Origin of the sequence: Undibacterium sp. Ji22W, assembly GCF_049340305.1 — a bacterium.
GTDB lineage: Bacteria > Pseudomonadota > Gammaproteobacteria > Burkholderiales > Burkholderiaceae_D > Undibacterium.
In genome coordinates, this window is record NZ_JBMPOU010000003.1 from 573666 (window position 1) to 588185 (window position 14520).

Below are 14520 nucleotides of genomic sequence, written 5' to 3' on the forward strand. Positions count from 1 at the left end.
ACTCCCGTCTCCCTCAAACGGGAGACGGGATGTCATCGTATTAATTTTATTCTTTTAAGCTGGTTTGTACGCAGTCACTTCTATCTCCACTTTACAATCCACCATCATCGCTGATTGCACACAAGAACGTGCGGGTGGATGCTCACCAAAATATTCTGTATAAATGCGATTGAAAGTCCAGAAGTCGCGCGTATCATCTAACCAAACGCAGACTTTAACGACGTCGCTCAATTCGCAGCCAGCTAAAGCCAGCACTTTTTTTACATTTTCCATAGTGCGACGAGTTTGTGATTCTATGCCGCCCGTTTCGATTTCACCGTTTTCTTTCATCGCGACTTGACCTGAGCAAAATACAAAATCACCCGCGCGTACTGCAGGTGAAAATGGCAAGCGTTGGCCGCCAGCGCCAGAGGGGATATTGCCGAAGCGGGTGATGTCTTTAGTCATGGTGTACTCGTAAAAAATATTATTGTTGGAGCTGAACAGTGGTTGAAACAAAGCATACTTGTCTCGCACTGGAGTGTCGTATGGGTAAATTCCCTAATTTACTTTATTTATTTGATCAAGCCGCGTGCGGTCGCCACCAGGATTGCGCCTTGTCCAGCCAGATGCGCTTGCGTTTCATCCGATACGACGGTGATTTTTCCAGAGAAATAATCATCGTTCTTAATCAAAATTGCCAATGCTTCTTTCATGATCGGCTTACCGCAAATCACGACAGGCGTGCCTGGCATCATCTTGATTGCGGTGCTGTTTTTTAAGGTCAATAGATCGGCACCGAGGATGGCGCCGAGTAAGAAATTGGCGCGGTCATTGCGTTCGTAAATGGTGAATTGATCGAGAGTGCGGACATTGAAACAAGTTCGGCCGAGGCCGATAGTTTGCGCCGATTGTGCGCCCGCTAATAACATTTCTTCGCTGATGGATGTGGCAAACTGTGAATCTAACGACTGCGCCAAAATCGTATTGTGCGTGATCACATACATCAGTTCACCCGCCAAGGTAGTGACGCAGCCAGTGATGCGATTCTTGTCGTCTATACAGACAAATTTAGAATGTGAACCTGGCATCACCATCATCGCCGGACCCGTGATCGCCATTTGTTCGATCACGCTCATGACTTCGACTTCTTCGCCGCGCATCATGTCCATCGCTTCGCAATTATGCAGGCCGATGTTGTCGACCACATTGCGGACACCGGGTACAAACCAAATTGGCTTGGCAAAGACTTCTGGTATCGTCACTGATACCATGCCGCGCGCTAATTGTTGTAAACCAGCGGGAGCTAAGACATGCGGTAATTCAAACAAGCCAACGTTTGAGCTGATCATGCCCGAGCCTATGACTAGATCGATTTGCTCTTCTGTCACTTGGGCGGCGGCCAGTGTTTTGGTAATCGTATCGCGCACGCCGTTTTGTAGTTTTTCGCGGCTGCCGGTAATCGCGGTATCGCGCACGCCGACTTCGCATGCTTGATGTGCCAATACTTCGCCGTTTTGCCACAGCGTTACGCGGGTATTGGTCGTGCCTGTATCGATAGTAATAATATGAGTCATGTCAAATAAGACCTAAGTGAAATTTTGGGTGACGCACGGAAGAAGTCAATTTGAGTCTATGTTAGCGTGCACAAGTGTCCCATTGATTGTTTGTGTGTAAAAAGCGAACGCTAAATATGAACCCAATTGAACGCGGCGGTTCAAGCCGACCTCGACAGATTGATCGCAGCTTAACGGGCTAGGGCGAGCTGAGCAAGCGAGGAATATTTGAGATGTCATTAAAAAATATTTAAGGAGAAAATTTTAATTTACTGATTGGTTTGATAATTTCTTATGTTTATCTAGACAAATTTACGCCTGATATGTGAAACACTTTTTTCAAGATCGAAATTTTATGATCAAAATGTTAGCACTATTGGGGATAACTTAGGCTGTATTAGCACAACAATTAAATTTCAATCGTTCATTAAGTTTTATTAAATGAACTTCTGATATGGTATCGTTTTTCAATGAGGGTACTATGTCCAAACGTCTTCCACCACTAAACGCATTAAAGGTTTTTGAAGTCGCCGCGCGACGCTTGAACTTCACGCGTGCGGCGGAAGAATTGCATGTAACGAATGCCGCCGTCAGTCATCAGATTAAATTGCTCGAAGATTTTCTCGGCTTGGACTTATTTCAGCGCAGTAATAATGTTTTGAAACTGACCGAAGCGGGCGAACGCTATTTGCCGCGCATACGCGAAGGTTTCAAAATTTTTCAGCAAGCGACCGATACCCTGCTCAATGATAATAATGTCTTGTTGCGAGTCGGTGTGCCGCCTTCATTTGGTTCCAAATGGTTGGTGCCGCGTCTATATCGTTTCTTAAATCGCCATCCGCAAGTGCGCGTTGAAATCGTGTCTGAGGTTGATCGCAGTTATCGCGATTGCGATATTTCGATTGATTTTCGGCGTACCCAATTTGCTGATTTCCGGATTGAACCTTTCATCGCGACCGAAGTATTTCCAGTCTGCAGTCCGGCGATCGCTAAGGCGATGACCACACCAGCAGACTTGAGCAAACAAACTTTGTTGCACGAAGTGAGCGCCATGAATGACCCTGATTATCCTAGCTGGCAATCTTGGTTTTCGACCTTAGGTGTGAACGATAAAGATGTGCGCAAAGGACCCTTATTCACACTAGCGTTGATGGCCTTGCAAGCAGCGATAGATGGACAGGGCGTCGCTCTCGGGCAATCCTTATTGGTCGAATACGATATTGCTGCCGGACGTTTGGTACGCCCGTTTAATGTAGAGACGCCACTGCGCCTTGATTACTATTTAATTTATGCCGCGGACATGAAAGAAAACACTGCCTTCCTCGCTTTTCATCAATGGCTGATCAGCGAAGCGCAGGCGCGTTAAGGCTAGACAGGTGTTGTGATGCCCTTATTTCAAAAAGATGTGCTGTTGTTGAGCAGTGAAAAAGTTTTACTTGAAACTTTTGGCGTAGGTGTTCCCAAGGATCAGTTACGGCAAGAACTGTGTTCAAGAATTTTGGATGTGAGTTTTTCTAAAGCGTCTGCGGTACACCGTTGTGTGGTATTCGCTTTGCCAAAGAGCACAGACAAGAATTCTGTGTCGCAAGCGCAATTCGAAGAGCTCGCTTTTTTCGGTGATAGCCAGCACTGTTTAGATCTGGCACTCGCTTGCGCAAAACAGGCAGAGAAAATTATTGTGATAGGCACGCGTTCACGTGAAAACGTTTCGCGTATGACCCAGCACTATGTGCATCGCTTGTGTGGCCCTCAAGTTTCAATCTTGAAAAGGCTGGACGTTTAGTTTCCTTTGACGAGCACGGAAAAAATCTCGCTGTTGGTATTTCGTGTTTGCCTTTACAGTTTTAAGACTCTCCACACACTTTAATTTGAATTCCATCATGTCTGCATCTATGTCCTCTATATTTACACTAAGACTCATGCAAGCAGCAATGGATGCCGCATTTGCTACCAGCGTCTCTTTGCCAATTAGTGCGTATGCCGCAGCAGTCGGCAATCTGCACCAGATTGAAGCACCCGCCAACATCAGCAGCGTCAAGATAAGCACTGACAAAGGTCATTTATTGGAAATCAGTTTGCTGCGTCCGGACATGTTTCGCGTATGGGCTGGCAGCGAAGGCAAGTTGCTCGGCGCTGGTGATAAAGCCGCACCGATTGTACTGAAAAAAGATTATGCCAAAGTTGATTATCAGCTCAGTGATAAGGGTGACTATCAATTATTGCAAACCACTAAAATGGCTTTGCGTATTTACAAAAAGCCCTTGCGTTTAGCATTGTATAAAGCCGATAACAAGACTTTGTTGTGGCAAGAAATGCAGTCACTCGATATCGCGGAGAAAAGCAGTTTTCAAACCTTATCAACCACACCGGATGAAGTATTCTTTGGCGGTGGTCAACAAAATGGTAGCTATGCTTTTAAAGGAAAGAGTCTGGAAGTGTCTTACTCTGGCGGCTGGGAAGAAAACGACAGACCGAGTCCCGCACCGTTTTACATGAGTAACAAAGGCTATGGTGTGCTACGCAATACTTGGAGCAATGGCAGTTACGATTTCCGCGCCAACGACTTCATTACCACCAGTCACAATGAAAAACGTTTTGATGCCTACTACTTTGTCGGCGAGAACATCAAAGACGTGTTGAATGCTTACACCGAGCTGACCGGACGCGCAAAAATTTTGCCGCGTTGGGCCTATGAATATGGTGATGCAGATTGTTATAACGACGGCGATAATATTAAGAAACCGGGCACTGTGCCAAAAGGCTGGAGCGATGGTCCGACTGGCAAAACCCCGGACGTAGTCCTATCTGTCGCAGCGAAATATCGTGAGCACGATATGCCTGGTGGTTGGATTTTGCCGAATGATGGTTATGGCTGCGGCTATACCGATCTCGAAGGCGTGGTCTCTGGTTTGAAAAAATATGGCTTTCGCACTGGCCTCTGGACAGAAAACGGTGTCGATAAAATTAAATGGGAAGTCGGCACCGCCGGTACCCGCGCACAAAAACTTGATGTAGCCTGGACCGGCGCTGGCTATCAATTCGCACTTGATGCAAACCAAGCCGCAGCGCAGGGCATTTTAGACAATTCCAATTCGCGTCCTTTCTTATGGACGGTGATGGGCTGGGCCGGGATGCAACGCTATGCAGTGACATGGACGGGTGATCAAAGCGGTAGCTGGGATTATATACGCTGGCATATTCCAACCCTGATTGGTTCTGGCTTGTCGGGACAAGCTTACGCGACGGGTGACGTCGATGGCATCTTTGGCGGCAGTCCAGAAACCTTTACGCGTGATCTGCAGTGGAAAACTTTTACGCCAGTGTTAATGGGCATGTCAGGCTGGTCGCAAAATTCACGCAAACATCCTTGGGCATTTGATGAGCCGTATCGCAGTATTAATCGTGACTATCTGAAACTCAAAATGCGCTTGATGCCGTATATGTACACATTGGCGCAAGAAGCAGAACAAACAGGGGCGCCGCTGGTGCGTGGTTTGATGTGGGATCACCCGCAAGATGCGAACGCAAATAACGAGGCCTACAAATATCAATTTTTCTTAGGTAAAGACTTGCTGATTGCACCTGTGTATCGCAGCCAGGCGGCGAGCAAGGGCTGGCGTAAGGGAATCTATTTGCCACAAGGCCAATGGATAGATTATGCCGATGGGCGGGTATTAGATGTGGGCGCACAGGGTAAAGTGATTGACTATCAAGTGACTTTGGATCGCTTGCCCGTGTTCGTGCGTGCTGGGGCGATTTTGCCTATGTATCCTAGTGCCTTGTACGATGGTCAGGTCGCCAAAGACGTTCTTACTTGGGATATTTATCCGCAGGGTGATTCGACCTATACCTTGTACGAAGATGATGGCGAAACACGTCAATACCAACAAGGTGAAAAGAGTACACAGTCTTTACGAGTGATTGCACCAAGTGGAAAAGCGGGTGACATTACGCTGCAATTGGATGGGGTGCAAGGTCAGTATCAAGGTATAGAAAAAAACCGCGTACAAGAATTTCAAATTCACACGCGAGTGAAACCGCAACAAGTATTTTTGCAAGGGCAAAATGTAGTCGAAGCCAAATCGCGCGCAGAATTTGATGCGACAAGTACAGTTGGTACGTGGTTTTACGACGCAACCCAAAAGTATGGCGTGGTGTATTTTAAGACGGCTAAGCTCGATATACGGCAAGCAGTACAAGTGCGTCTGGCGATAGCTGCGAATGCGAGCCTCGTGGCGACAGTGGACTATCCTGCCGCACCGGCAAGCGGTGATGTGGTGGCGGCAGATACTTTGATTGTACTTAATCGCCCTGCCGAAGAACCCGGTCATCCTTTGGAAAACGCATTCGATGGCAAACCTGGCACTTGGTTTAGAACGCTGCGTGATCAATCGCAAAAGACAGGCGCACATGAATTCACCCTAGCATTGGGTGAGCGCCGCATGATCAAAGGTTTTGAAATCGCGCCGCGTAATGATAAACATTGGGAAGCGGGTCAGGTCAAAGACTTTGAAATTTATATGGCCGACAGTAATGGTGAATGGGCTAAGCCCGTGTTCTCCGGACGTTTGAAAAAACAAGAAGGCAAGCAGAGAGTTGAGTTCGCCGCGAAAGCCGGGCGCCTATTTAAATTCCGCATTTTGAGCACGCATGATCAGGATGAAGACGGCAATGCGCAAGATCCTATGGTCTTGACCAGTAACGATGCGGTAAATACACCCCGCGCTTACAACGCTTTCACGCCTCTGGCAGTGCCACCGATTACGATTTCTGAGTTTGCATTATTGGAACAACAGACCCCCGATCTGCCACCATTGCAATTGTCTTTATCGGATCAAATTGCGCTGCCATCCAAAGCCATGCAAAAGCAAAGCAATGTGTTGAAAGATAAAGTGAACAGCAAAAAGCCAAGTAACGCCGAAGGCATGATGCAAATGAATGGCCTGAAATTCCGTAAAGGTCTGGGCGTGACTGACGCCAGCGACATCATATATCGTTTGCAAGGCAGTTGGCAAACTTTCCGTGCTGATGTCGGCATTGATGATGCCTGCCGTCAAAATGGCGGCTTGCAATTCCAAGTCTATGGCGATGGTCGTTTATTGTTTGATAGCGGTCTTATCGTCGCTCCCGCGGTGGTTAAACCCGAGCTGGATATTCGTGGAGTAGAGGTTTTACGCCTAACTACTACCGGCGTGAAGAAGAAAGCTGGTGCGGCGGTTTGCGCAAACTGGGCGAATGCTACAGTGATAGGATTTCGTGGAGATAAAGTAGGTCAGTAGACTAGAGAACAATTCGTTACAAAAAATGCCGCTCAGTTCGACATGAAACTGCGCGGCATTTTGCTATGTGAATTATGGATTACTAATTTTGCTGATACTAATAAACTGCACTTTAGGATCGGGTTCCGGCGTCAAGGTGAAAGCGATGAGCAAGCTGCCGTTTTCGCCCTTGATTTCAAAGTTACCACGCAGTTGATTTTCTGCGCGGATAGCACCGACGCTAAGCACTTTTCCTATGCCGTCAAAATGCCTTTTACTTTCTGCGATGCGGTCTTCACGTGAATAATCGAGGAAGAAATTGTCAGCCGCAATCGCATTTCCCAATGCCACATTCCAGTGCTGAATTAGTTCTACTACTTGCTGCTGACGCTGTAATAGTATGCCTGGTGCTTGCACGCTGCGTCCCGGAAGCTTGGCTTTTTCTATCAGTAAGTTGAGCGCTTTTCCAGTCAAACCGTATACCGGACCGTAACGTAAATTGCTAAAAGCGATAACGGCAATCCCATGATCCGGTGCGAAGTAAAATTGACTACCGTAGCCAGGTAAGCCACCGCCGTGACCAACCGTAATCACATTTTGACCGTCGCGTGTTGAGCGTAGTCCGTAGGCATAAGAGACGAAGCGAGGATTCGGTGTGACGCCATCTAACAGGGTCGATTTTGTTTGCATGCCTGCGAAAATCTGTGCTTGCTGCATCTCACGCAGGCTGGCGCGTTTGACGGGCGCATTATCAAGCTCATTACGCGCAGGCCATGCAGACAAATGAAAGGCAGTGTACAAGGCAAAATCTTCTATGGTCGTGATTAAACCGCCCATTGCTGCAGCGTCGCCGTCGTGCAAAATCGGCTCGGTTTCCCATTGATTGTTGCGCCATTGATAGCCCAGTGCAAATTGGTCGGCGCGTGCTTTACTGTATTCCCAAATTGTGTCTTTCATCCCCAGCGGTAGTAGGACGTTTTTGGTAATGTAGTCTTGAAAGCGCATCTTGCTGACTTTAGTGATGACTTTACCTAGTAAAACGTAACCAAGATTGCTGTACTCAAAAGTGCCGCCCGGTACGTTGGAGAACGACAGGCCGTGTGCAACGAAACGCTCGAGACTGCGATTGTCTAGTGCCATTTGACGATCGCCCCAAGGATTGTCTTCTGGCAGGCCGGTCGTCATCGTCATCAGGTTTTTGATCGTCAGTGGACGCGAATCTATCGTCGGTAAGGCGAGTGAACGCAATTCAGGCAAATATTTGCTGACCGGATCATCGAGTGTCAATAAACCCTGATCGCGTAAATGCATGACCGCCATAGTCGCAAAACTCTTCGTCATAGAGGCAATTCTAAATTGCGTTCTGCTAGTAACTGGTGTCTTTAAATCTAAATTCGCCAATCCCAGCGATTGCTTATGAATGAGCTTGCCATCCATCACGATCCCATAACTTACTCCCGGCAAATGTTCTTTAGCCGCCAGTTCAGTAAACAACTGATCAATCTCTGGGATCAGCGCAGTGACTCTTTGTTGTCGCTCTTGATCGGTGAACTTCGCGGCAGCGTAGTTATGTGAATAGGCTGGCTTTGATGTCGTGGTCGTCTGGGCGCACACTGTGGATACGTAGAGCATGCTGATGAGTAAGGCCGTGGGCACTAGGTTCAAAACTAGGGGAAGAAATTTGTGGCTTGCCATGAAAACTCTCCGAATGAATGTGATGTAGATGCATGGTAGCACTGGAGCTTTTCAATGCAGGAGAATTATTGCTTACAGACGACGAATGAGGATTTGTCATGCAGATGTGTTGGAAATCTGTTGAATCTGGGGAAAATCTGGATTGAATCTCTGTTGAATTTTCGACGAATATGCGCCTCATTTACATTGGTACTGACGCTATCGCCTTCACTTTCCATCCGAAGAAAGCCAGGTAGGCAGGGGTCGCGAATCTGGCTTTCAGGAAAATTTTAGTTGGTTACCGCTGTGTTATACCAGTAGCGATCCGATGCAGAAACCGTGCTAGCGTAAGTGCGTGAATAGGCACCGTTGCCTGGCCATGGATCATTGATGTACAGGTAGTTACCGCTATAGCCTTTGACAACGACGAAGTGGCCGCCACCGCCAGTCCATTGCCACAAAATAACGTAAGGGCGATTAGCATTGATGCGGGAAGTTGAATTGGACTGTGAGAGCACACCCACTACAGATGAGCTAACACCCCAACCGTTTAAGATATACGATATGGAATTTGTCGAGTTAGGCTGATTGGCGTTGCTGTTCCAATTAAACGTGGTATTGCCACAAGCGTAGTTGATGCCTTTAGCGTAATTGACTTCTGCACATTGTGACGGTGTCTTGCCAAAGAAATTCAATACCATTTGACTACTACCTGCCCAACACCATTGGCTATGTTCTTGGACCTTTAATGGCACGTTCAAATTGTAGGTTTGTGCGGCTGCATAACTGCTCAGTGCGAGCGCGCCGATTGCAGTAAGCGTTTTAATGCTACGAATTATTTTTTTCATTGTCTTGTCTCCGAGACGGATTGATCGTTGAAGTTGCGTTGAAGTTGCGTCGATATTGCCTTGATGTAGTGATCACAAACCGGGGCAATTATTTGCCAAAGCGGTCGAGGTGACTACGTACGGCTTCTTGGAGTGCTGGCAATACATCTGGGCCAGCTGCCAGAGGCGTATCTGCACCAACTGCGGCGCTCATGCGTAAGGATTGGCGAGCCGCGATCAAAGGTGCATAACGAGATTTGCCTTCGATATCTTTGACTTCTAAGAAATCAGCTGTCGCTTGATAAATACGAACAAAACGGAATGCGTTTTTGCCTGCATGATTTTGGCTGGATGCCTGCACATCTTGCGCCAGTTTTGCACCACCAACGCCATTCACTTGCCACTTGCCATTGACTTTTTCGAGTTCCAATAAAGCGACTGGATGTTTGTCAACTAAGACGACAAAATTCCAAACGCCAGTTCCCATCAACATTTGATCGAATGGACGACCACCCGCCATCAAGGTTTGTGGATGTGCGGAATAGACTTCGAAACCTAAACCCAGTTCAGCATTCTTAAGTTCAGAAATGTCATTTACGTCAATGGGGAAACCATGTGGTAGCGAGCCTGCTTTCAAGTCTTTGGTCAGGTCATTGATGACTGCACGTAAACCGCTAGTTGCTGTATTACGTAGTCCAGCAGGTTCTTTTGCGGCGGAAGCTTTGGCAACGGCATTGGCGTCAAATTGCACGCGACCGCCAGTGATGTTTTGTGCCAACGCTGGAATAGCAGTCAGCATAGCGATGCTTACTGCTAATGTTTTCAAGGGGTATTTCATAGATTTTTTTCCTTGTGTCAATTGATGTGAATGGTCAAATGTCGGCATTTTTGCGCTCCCTTAAATGCTTTTTTTGCCTTGAGACGGTGCTGAATATTGCGTACACCGTGAGTGTATTAAATGCCGTTTTGACGGCTAATACAGCTGACTTCTATGAAAAAGAACTATGCAGATTTATATGAAATGAGGGACAAAAAATGCATAGGCCTAGCGCTTGTCTGGTGCACTTTATTTAAAATCAAAAGAAGATCGTAGAAAATGGCAGGTATGCCAAACAAAAATCATGATTAGTGATGAAATGACAAAGCTCTATTTATTAGAAGTTTGTTCTTGGATTGCCACATTTTTATCGTAAAAAACTACGCTTGTGACTGAAGTGGAGGAAGTGCAGGTGGTTGAGGGAAGACTCAATACTTTTGCTTGAGGAATGTTTCCCGATGTCTGATCCAGATCTGGTTCAGACATCGTTCAAGCGCCATTCAGACCGCGCTCATTGAAAAGTTTTGCGGAAGATGATGTCTATTTATATTGCGGCGTGGTCAGCAAGAATCCGCCACCTTGAAAGATAGTCGTGACATCGTCTTTTTCTGGATAGTCGGCGCTGTCAGGAAATTTATGCGCAAACTGACTGGAGCTATCTTTCGCTTGATAGCCTAAATGGTTGGCCAGACGGTTATCCCACCAGCTGGCTGGATTGTCCGACATGCCAAAAGCAATCGTGTGGCCAACGCGCGGTGTGAACAGGCAACAGCGCAGCATTTCTACCAAATCATCGTAACTGAAATAGGTGACCATCATGCGTTTGTTGATCGGTTCAGGGAAAGACGAACCTATGCGCAGGCAGACGGTTTCTATACCAAAGCGATCGTAATAGAAGCGTGATAAATCTTCGCCAAAACATTTGCTGATGCCATACATGCCATCTGGCCGGCGCGGGCTGTCGGCATCGATGTAGTCGGTTGTTTTGTAGTAGCCGACCGTATGATTCGAGCTAGCAAATACGACGCGTTTGACGCCAGCTTTGTGGACCGCCTCATAAATATTGTAAGTGCCTTGGATGTTCGCCAACATAATGGCTTCAAAATTGTTTTCAGTAGAAATACCACCAAAGTGCAAGACCGCATCGACGCCTTCCATCAGCGCATGGACCGCCGCTTTGTCTGCTAGATCGCATTGCACGACTTCTTCGCCTTCTTGTGCGGCGCCCATCTCGCTGATATCGCTGAGTCGCACGATATTCGCCCAAGGCCTAATCCGCTCGCGTAAAATTTTTCCCAGGCCACCAGCGGCGCCAGTTAACAAGATGCGGTTGAATGGTTTGCTCGTCATGATATGTGTCGCTCGTTAATAAAATGTATGAAGAAATGTTGATTGCTCTAGTTACGATTCGATAACTAGCAATTCGTTAGGTAATTGGTGCAGGATTAAACAATACCAGTGCATTATGTAATTTCCAGTATTCAGCCCACGTTTTTTTGCCGCTAGCGACTTCCAATAAGAAGTGAAATAACTCCCAGCCCAGTTCTTCTATCGTTGCTTCGCCACTGGCGATACGGCCTGCATTGATATCCATTAAATCATGCCAGCGCCGTGCCAGATCATTACGAGTCGCCACTTTGACTACCGGTACGGCGGCCAATCCGTAGGGCGTACCACGGCCAGTGGTAAAAACATGGAGGTTCATGCCGGCTGCCAATTGTAAGGTGCCGCAAATAAAATCGCTGGCAGGGGTGGCAGCGTAGATCAGGCCTTTTTGATGGAGTTTCTCACCCGGAGATAAAACACCTGTAATGGCGCTGCTACCAGATTTGACGATAGAACCCATAGCTTTTTCGACGATATTCGACAACCCGCCTTTTTTATTGCCGGGCGTGGTGTTCGCGCTGCGATCAACACCACCGCGCTTTAAGTAGTTGTCATACCAATCCATTTCACGAATCATGGCTTCGGCAATCTCCGGTGTGGCTGCACGCGAGGTGAGCTGATCGATACCATCACGCACTTCCGTCACTTCGGAAAACATCACTGTTGCACCCGCACGCACCAATAAATCGGTTGCAAAGCCGACTGCTGGATTCGCAGTGACACCAGAGAATGCATCACTGCCGCCACATTGCACACCGACGACCAATTCAGAAGCTGGGCAAGTTTCACGCTGGCGTTGGTTGAGGCGTGTGAGATGCACTTCCGCAGTTTGCATAATCGAGTTGATCATACTTTGAAAGCCAATATGGCCTGCGTCCTGCAAACACACGACATCTGGTTCGCTATGATCTTGCGCTTGGGTTTTAATAGGAATAGTCGCTTTCGGGAATAGACGCGTCGGCTGGAGTTTTTCGCAGCCCAAGCTGACGACCATCGTTTGTCCACCGAAATTCGGATTTAAGCTGATATTTCTCACCGTGCGTATCGGGATCATGGCATCTGGTGCATCAATCGCGACGCCACAGCCATAAGTATGTTCGAGCCCGACGACATCATCGACATTCGGAAACTTGGGCAGCAATTCTGCTTTAATGCGCTGTACCGCATAGTCGACCACGCCGGCAACACATTGCACCGTCGTGGTGATCGCTAAAATATTGCGGGTTCCGACGCTGCCATCTGGATTGCGAAATCCTTGAAAAGTGTACCCTTCTAAATCAGGTAAATCAGGCGCTTTGCGTGTCGCAATCGGTAGGTTTTGCAGCTCGCGTGCTGGTGGTAATTCCACCAATGCTTCTTGTATCCAGCTACCGGCGGCGATGTCACGCACGGCATAGCCGATGGTGACGTTATAGCGAGTAATTGGCTGGCCTTGAGCGATATCGGCCAACGCTACTTTATGCCCTTGCGGTATGGCTTCCAATAAAGTTAAGCCATCATCGAATTGCGTCTCTGCGGGTAAGCCACCGTCATTGACCACGATCGCAACATTGTCGCCTTGATGCATACGTATATACAAAGCTTTACCTGCCACTGGCGCCGGTGTCGAAGTGATTGGGGAGTCGCTTGCCATGTTGTTCCTCTCGTCCTGATTCTATGCTCGTTTTTTCTTATGCCTTGATATTGTTGGTAACTGGACTGACCAGTTTTATGCACCCATTCTGAAATGCCGTCAGTGCTTTGGTCAGTTTTTTCAATGAACATCGGGTCCCAGTTATTTTTACTACTAGGTCCAAAACTCCCTGTTCCAGTCTCTCTATATAAGGGTTTGTTCTTGGTGAATCTACGTGGTCTTTGAAAGAGATGAGTGATGCCAACACCTGCTTCAACCTTCTTTGAGCTTATTACATGTGGCGAGTATGCCACCAAAAAAAAAATTTGGCTAGTCCACATTGCAAAATTGGTCTAACCACATTAGAATGGTCTTACCAAATGCAGCAAAATAGCGACAACTGTGAATATAGGTGCATACGATTTATGCAAAATTGCACTTTTGAGCTGAGGGGCCGTAGTACTCGTAACGTACGGCGAGATTCACTCAGAGATGCTAGCAATGGTATCGAAAACGGATACTGAAAACTGAACACGGAAATGGCTAAGAAAGCACACCTGACGAACGAACACGAACCGCGCCTCTATCGCGTGGTGGCCGATAAGATCCAGCGCCTGATCGAAGACGAAGGAATCACGGCGGGTGAGCGTCTGCCGTCTGAACGTGATTTGGCCGGTGCATTAAATGTGAGTCGCGCTTCTTTGCGCGAAGCGATCTTGGCCTTGGAATTAGGTGGGGTGGTCGAAGTGCGTGGTGGCTCTGGCGTATATTTGTGCGCGGCAAAAGTTGAGGAAGATATTCCAGAAGTCGGGCCTGGGCCATTTGAAGTGTTATCGGCGCGGCGCATGATCGAATCCGAAATCGCTGCGATTGCGGCGCGGGTCGCGACCGATAGTGCGATTGATGCGATCTTAAAAGCTGTGCTGGCGATGGAACGTGAGCATGCGAATTACGCCAGCAATGAACAAGCAGATCGCGAGTTTCATTTATCCATCGTCCGCGCCACGGGCAATAGTGCGCTGGTTGGCACCATGGAATATTTGTGGAATCAGCGTGGACGAATGTGGAACCGTTTAAAAGAACATTTTCAAACTGAAGAGTTGCGTCAGTTAACTTTAACTGACCATCGCAATATCTTAGAAGCGATTGCAGCACATGATCCGGCTGCCGCCCGTAAAGCAATGCGGGCACATCTGGAACGTGTCACAAGAACTTTTTCACGTGGCTAATTTTTTATACAGTGAAGCAGGTGGTTAGGTTTGTTTTGTGCATCGCTGAAAGAGGCGAAGCCTTTTAGAAATTCGTTTTAGATGTTGAGTAAATTGACCGATTCAGACCTCGGGACAGACACTAGTGCCTGACCTTCGTCGTGACGGCAGCGGGTACGCGAGGTATTCCGACATTTGTCTCA

11 protein-coding genes are annotated in these 14520 nt (G+C 47.6%); 4 read left to right on the forward strand and 7 right to left on the reverse strand.

The genetic code is table 11. The features are described 5' to 3' along the window. Positions 1-54: 54 nt before the first annotated feature. A complete protein-coding gene (locus ACO0KW_RS15010) occupies positions 55-447 on the reverse strand; it encodes a RidA family protein (protein WP_423054074.1) in 393 nt (130 codons plus the stop codon). Between the two features lie 107 nt (positions 448-554). Next, a complete protein-coding gene (locus tag ACO0KW_RS15015) occupies positions 555-1556 on the reverse strand; it encodes a 2-dehydro-3-deoxygalactonokinase (RefSeq protein WP_423054075.1) in 1002 nt (333 codons plus the stop codon). Between the two features lie 460 nt (positions 1557-2016). On the opposite strand from ACO0KW_RS15015, the gene gcvA reads away from it, so the two are divergent. From gcvA to ACO0KW_RS15030, 3 genes are all read left to right on the forward strand, one after another. Continuing rightward, the gene (gene gcvA, locus ACO0KW_RS15020) at positions 2017-2901 is read left to right on the forward strand and encodes a transcriptional regulator GcvA (protein ID WP_423054076.1); all 885 of its coding nucleotides are present in this window, start codon (positions 2017-2019) and stop codon (positions 2899-2901) included. 18 nt (positions 2902-2919) lie between these two features. After that, complete coding sequence (locus ACO0KW_RS15025) at positions 2920-3318, forward strand: hypothetical protein (RefSeq protein ID WP_423054077.1); 399 nt, start codon at positions 2920-2922, stop codon at positions 3316-3318. A 97-nt stretch (positions 3319-3415) separates the two neighbouring features. Then, positions 3416-6814 carry a TIM-barrel domain-containing protein gene (locus ACO0KW_RS15030; RefSeq protein ID WP_423054078.1) on the forward strand — a complete coding sequence of 1133 codons (3399 nt, stop codon included), beginning with the start codon at positions 3416-3418 and terminating at the stop codon, positions 6812-6814. 72 nt (positions 6815-6886) lie between these two features. On the opposite strand, the gene ACO0KW_RS15035 is transcribed toward ACO0KW_RS15030, so the two are convergent. The 5 genes from ACO0KW_RS15035 to garD all read right to left on the reverse strand — a co-directional run bounded on the left by ACO0KW_RS15035 (position 6887) and on the right by garD (position 13130). Beyond that, positions 6887-8488 (reverse strand): serine hydrolase domain-containing protein, encoded by a 1602-nt coding sequence (locus ACO0KW_RS15035; protein ID WP_423054079.1) that lies wholly within the window; start codon positions 8486-8488, stop codon positions 6887-6889. A 269-nt stretch (positions 8489-8757) separates the two neighbouring features. Beyond that, positions 8758-9315, reverse strand: coding sequence for a C39 family peptidase (locus tag ACO0KW_RS15040; protein WP_423054080.1), 558 nt, complete (start codon positions 9313-9315; stop codon positions 8758-8760). A gap of 88 nt (positions 9316-9403) precedes the next feature. Next, positions 9404-10132 (reverse strand): hypothetical protein, encoded by a 729-nt coding sequence (locus ACO0KW_RS15045; protein ID WP_423054082.1) that lies wholly within the window; start codon positions 10130-10132, stop codon positions 9404-9406. A gap of 519 nt (positions 10133-10651) precedes the next feature. Next, positions 10652-11461 carry an NAD-dependent epimerase/dehydratase family protein gene (locus ACO0KW_RS15050; protein ID WP_423054083.1) on the reverse strand — a complete coding sequence of 270 codons (810 nt, stop codon included), beginning with the start codon at positions 11459-11461 and terminating at the stop codon, positions 10652-10654. Between the two features lie 76 nt (positions 11462-11537). Continuing rightward, entirely contained in the window at positions 11538-13130 is a 1593-nt protein-coding gene (garD, locus tag ACO0KW_RS15055; RefSeq protein WP_423054085.1) for a galactarate dehydratase, read from the reverse strand. Between the two features lie 518 nt (positions 13131-13648). Between garD and ACO0KW_RS15060 the strand changes: the two genes are divergently transcribed. After that, the gene (locus ACO0KW_RS15060; RefSeq protein ID WP_423054087.1) at positions 13649-14338 is read left to right on the forward strand and encodes a FadR/GntR family transcriptional regulator; all 690 of its coding nucleotides are present in this window, start codon (positions 13649-13651) and stop codon (positions 14336-14338) included. Positions 14339-14520: the final 182 nt, after the last annotated feature.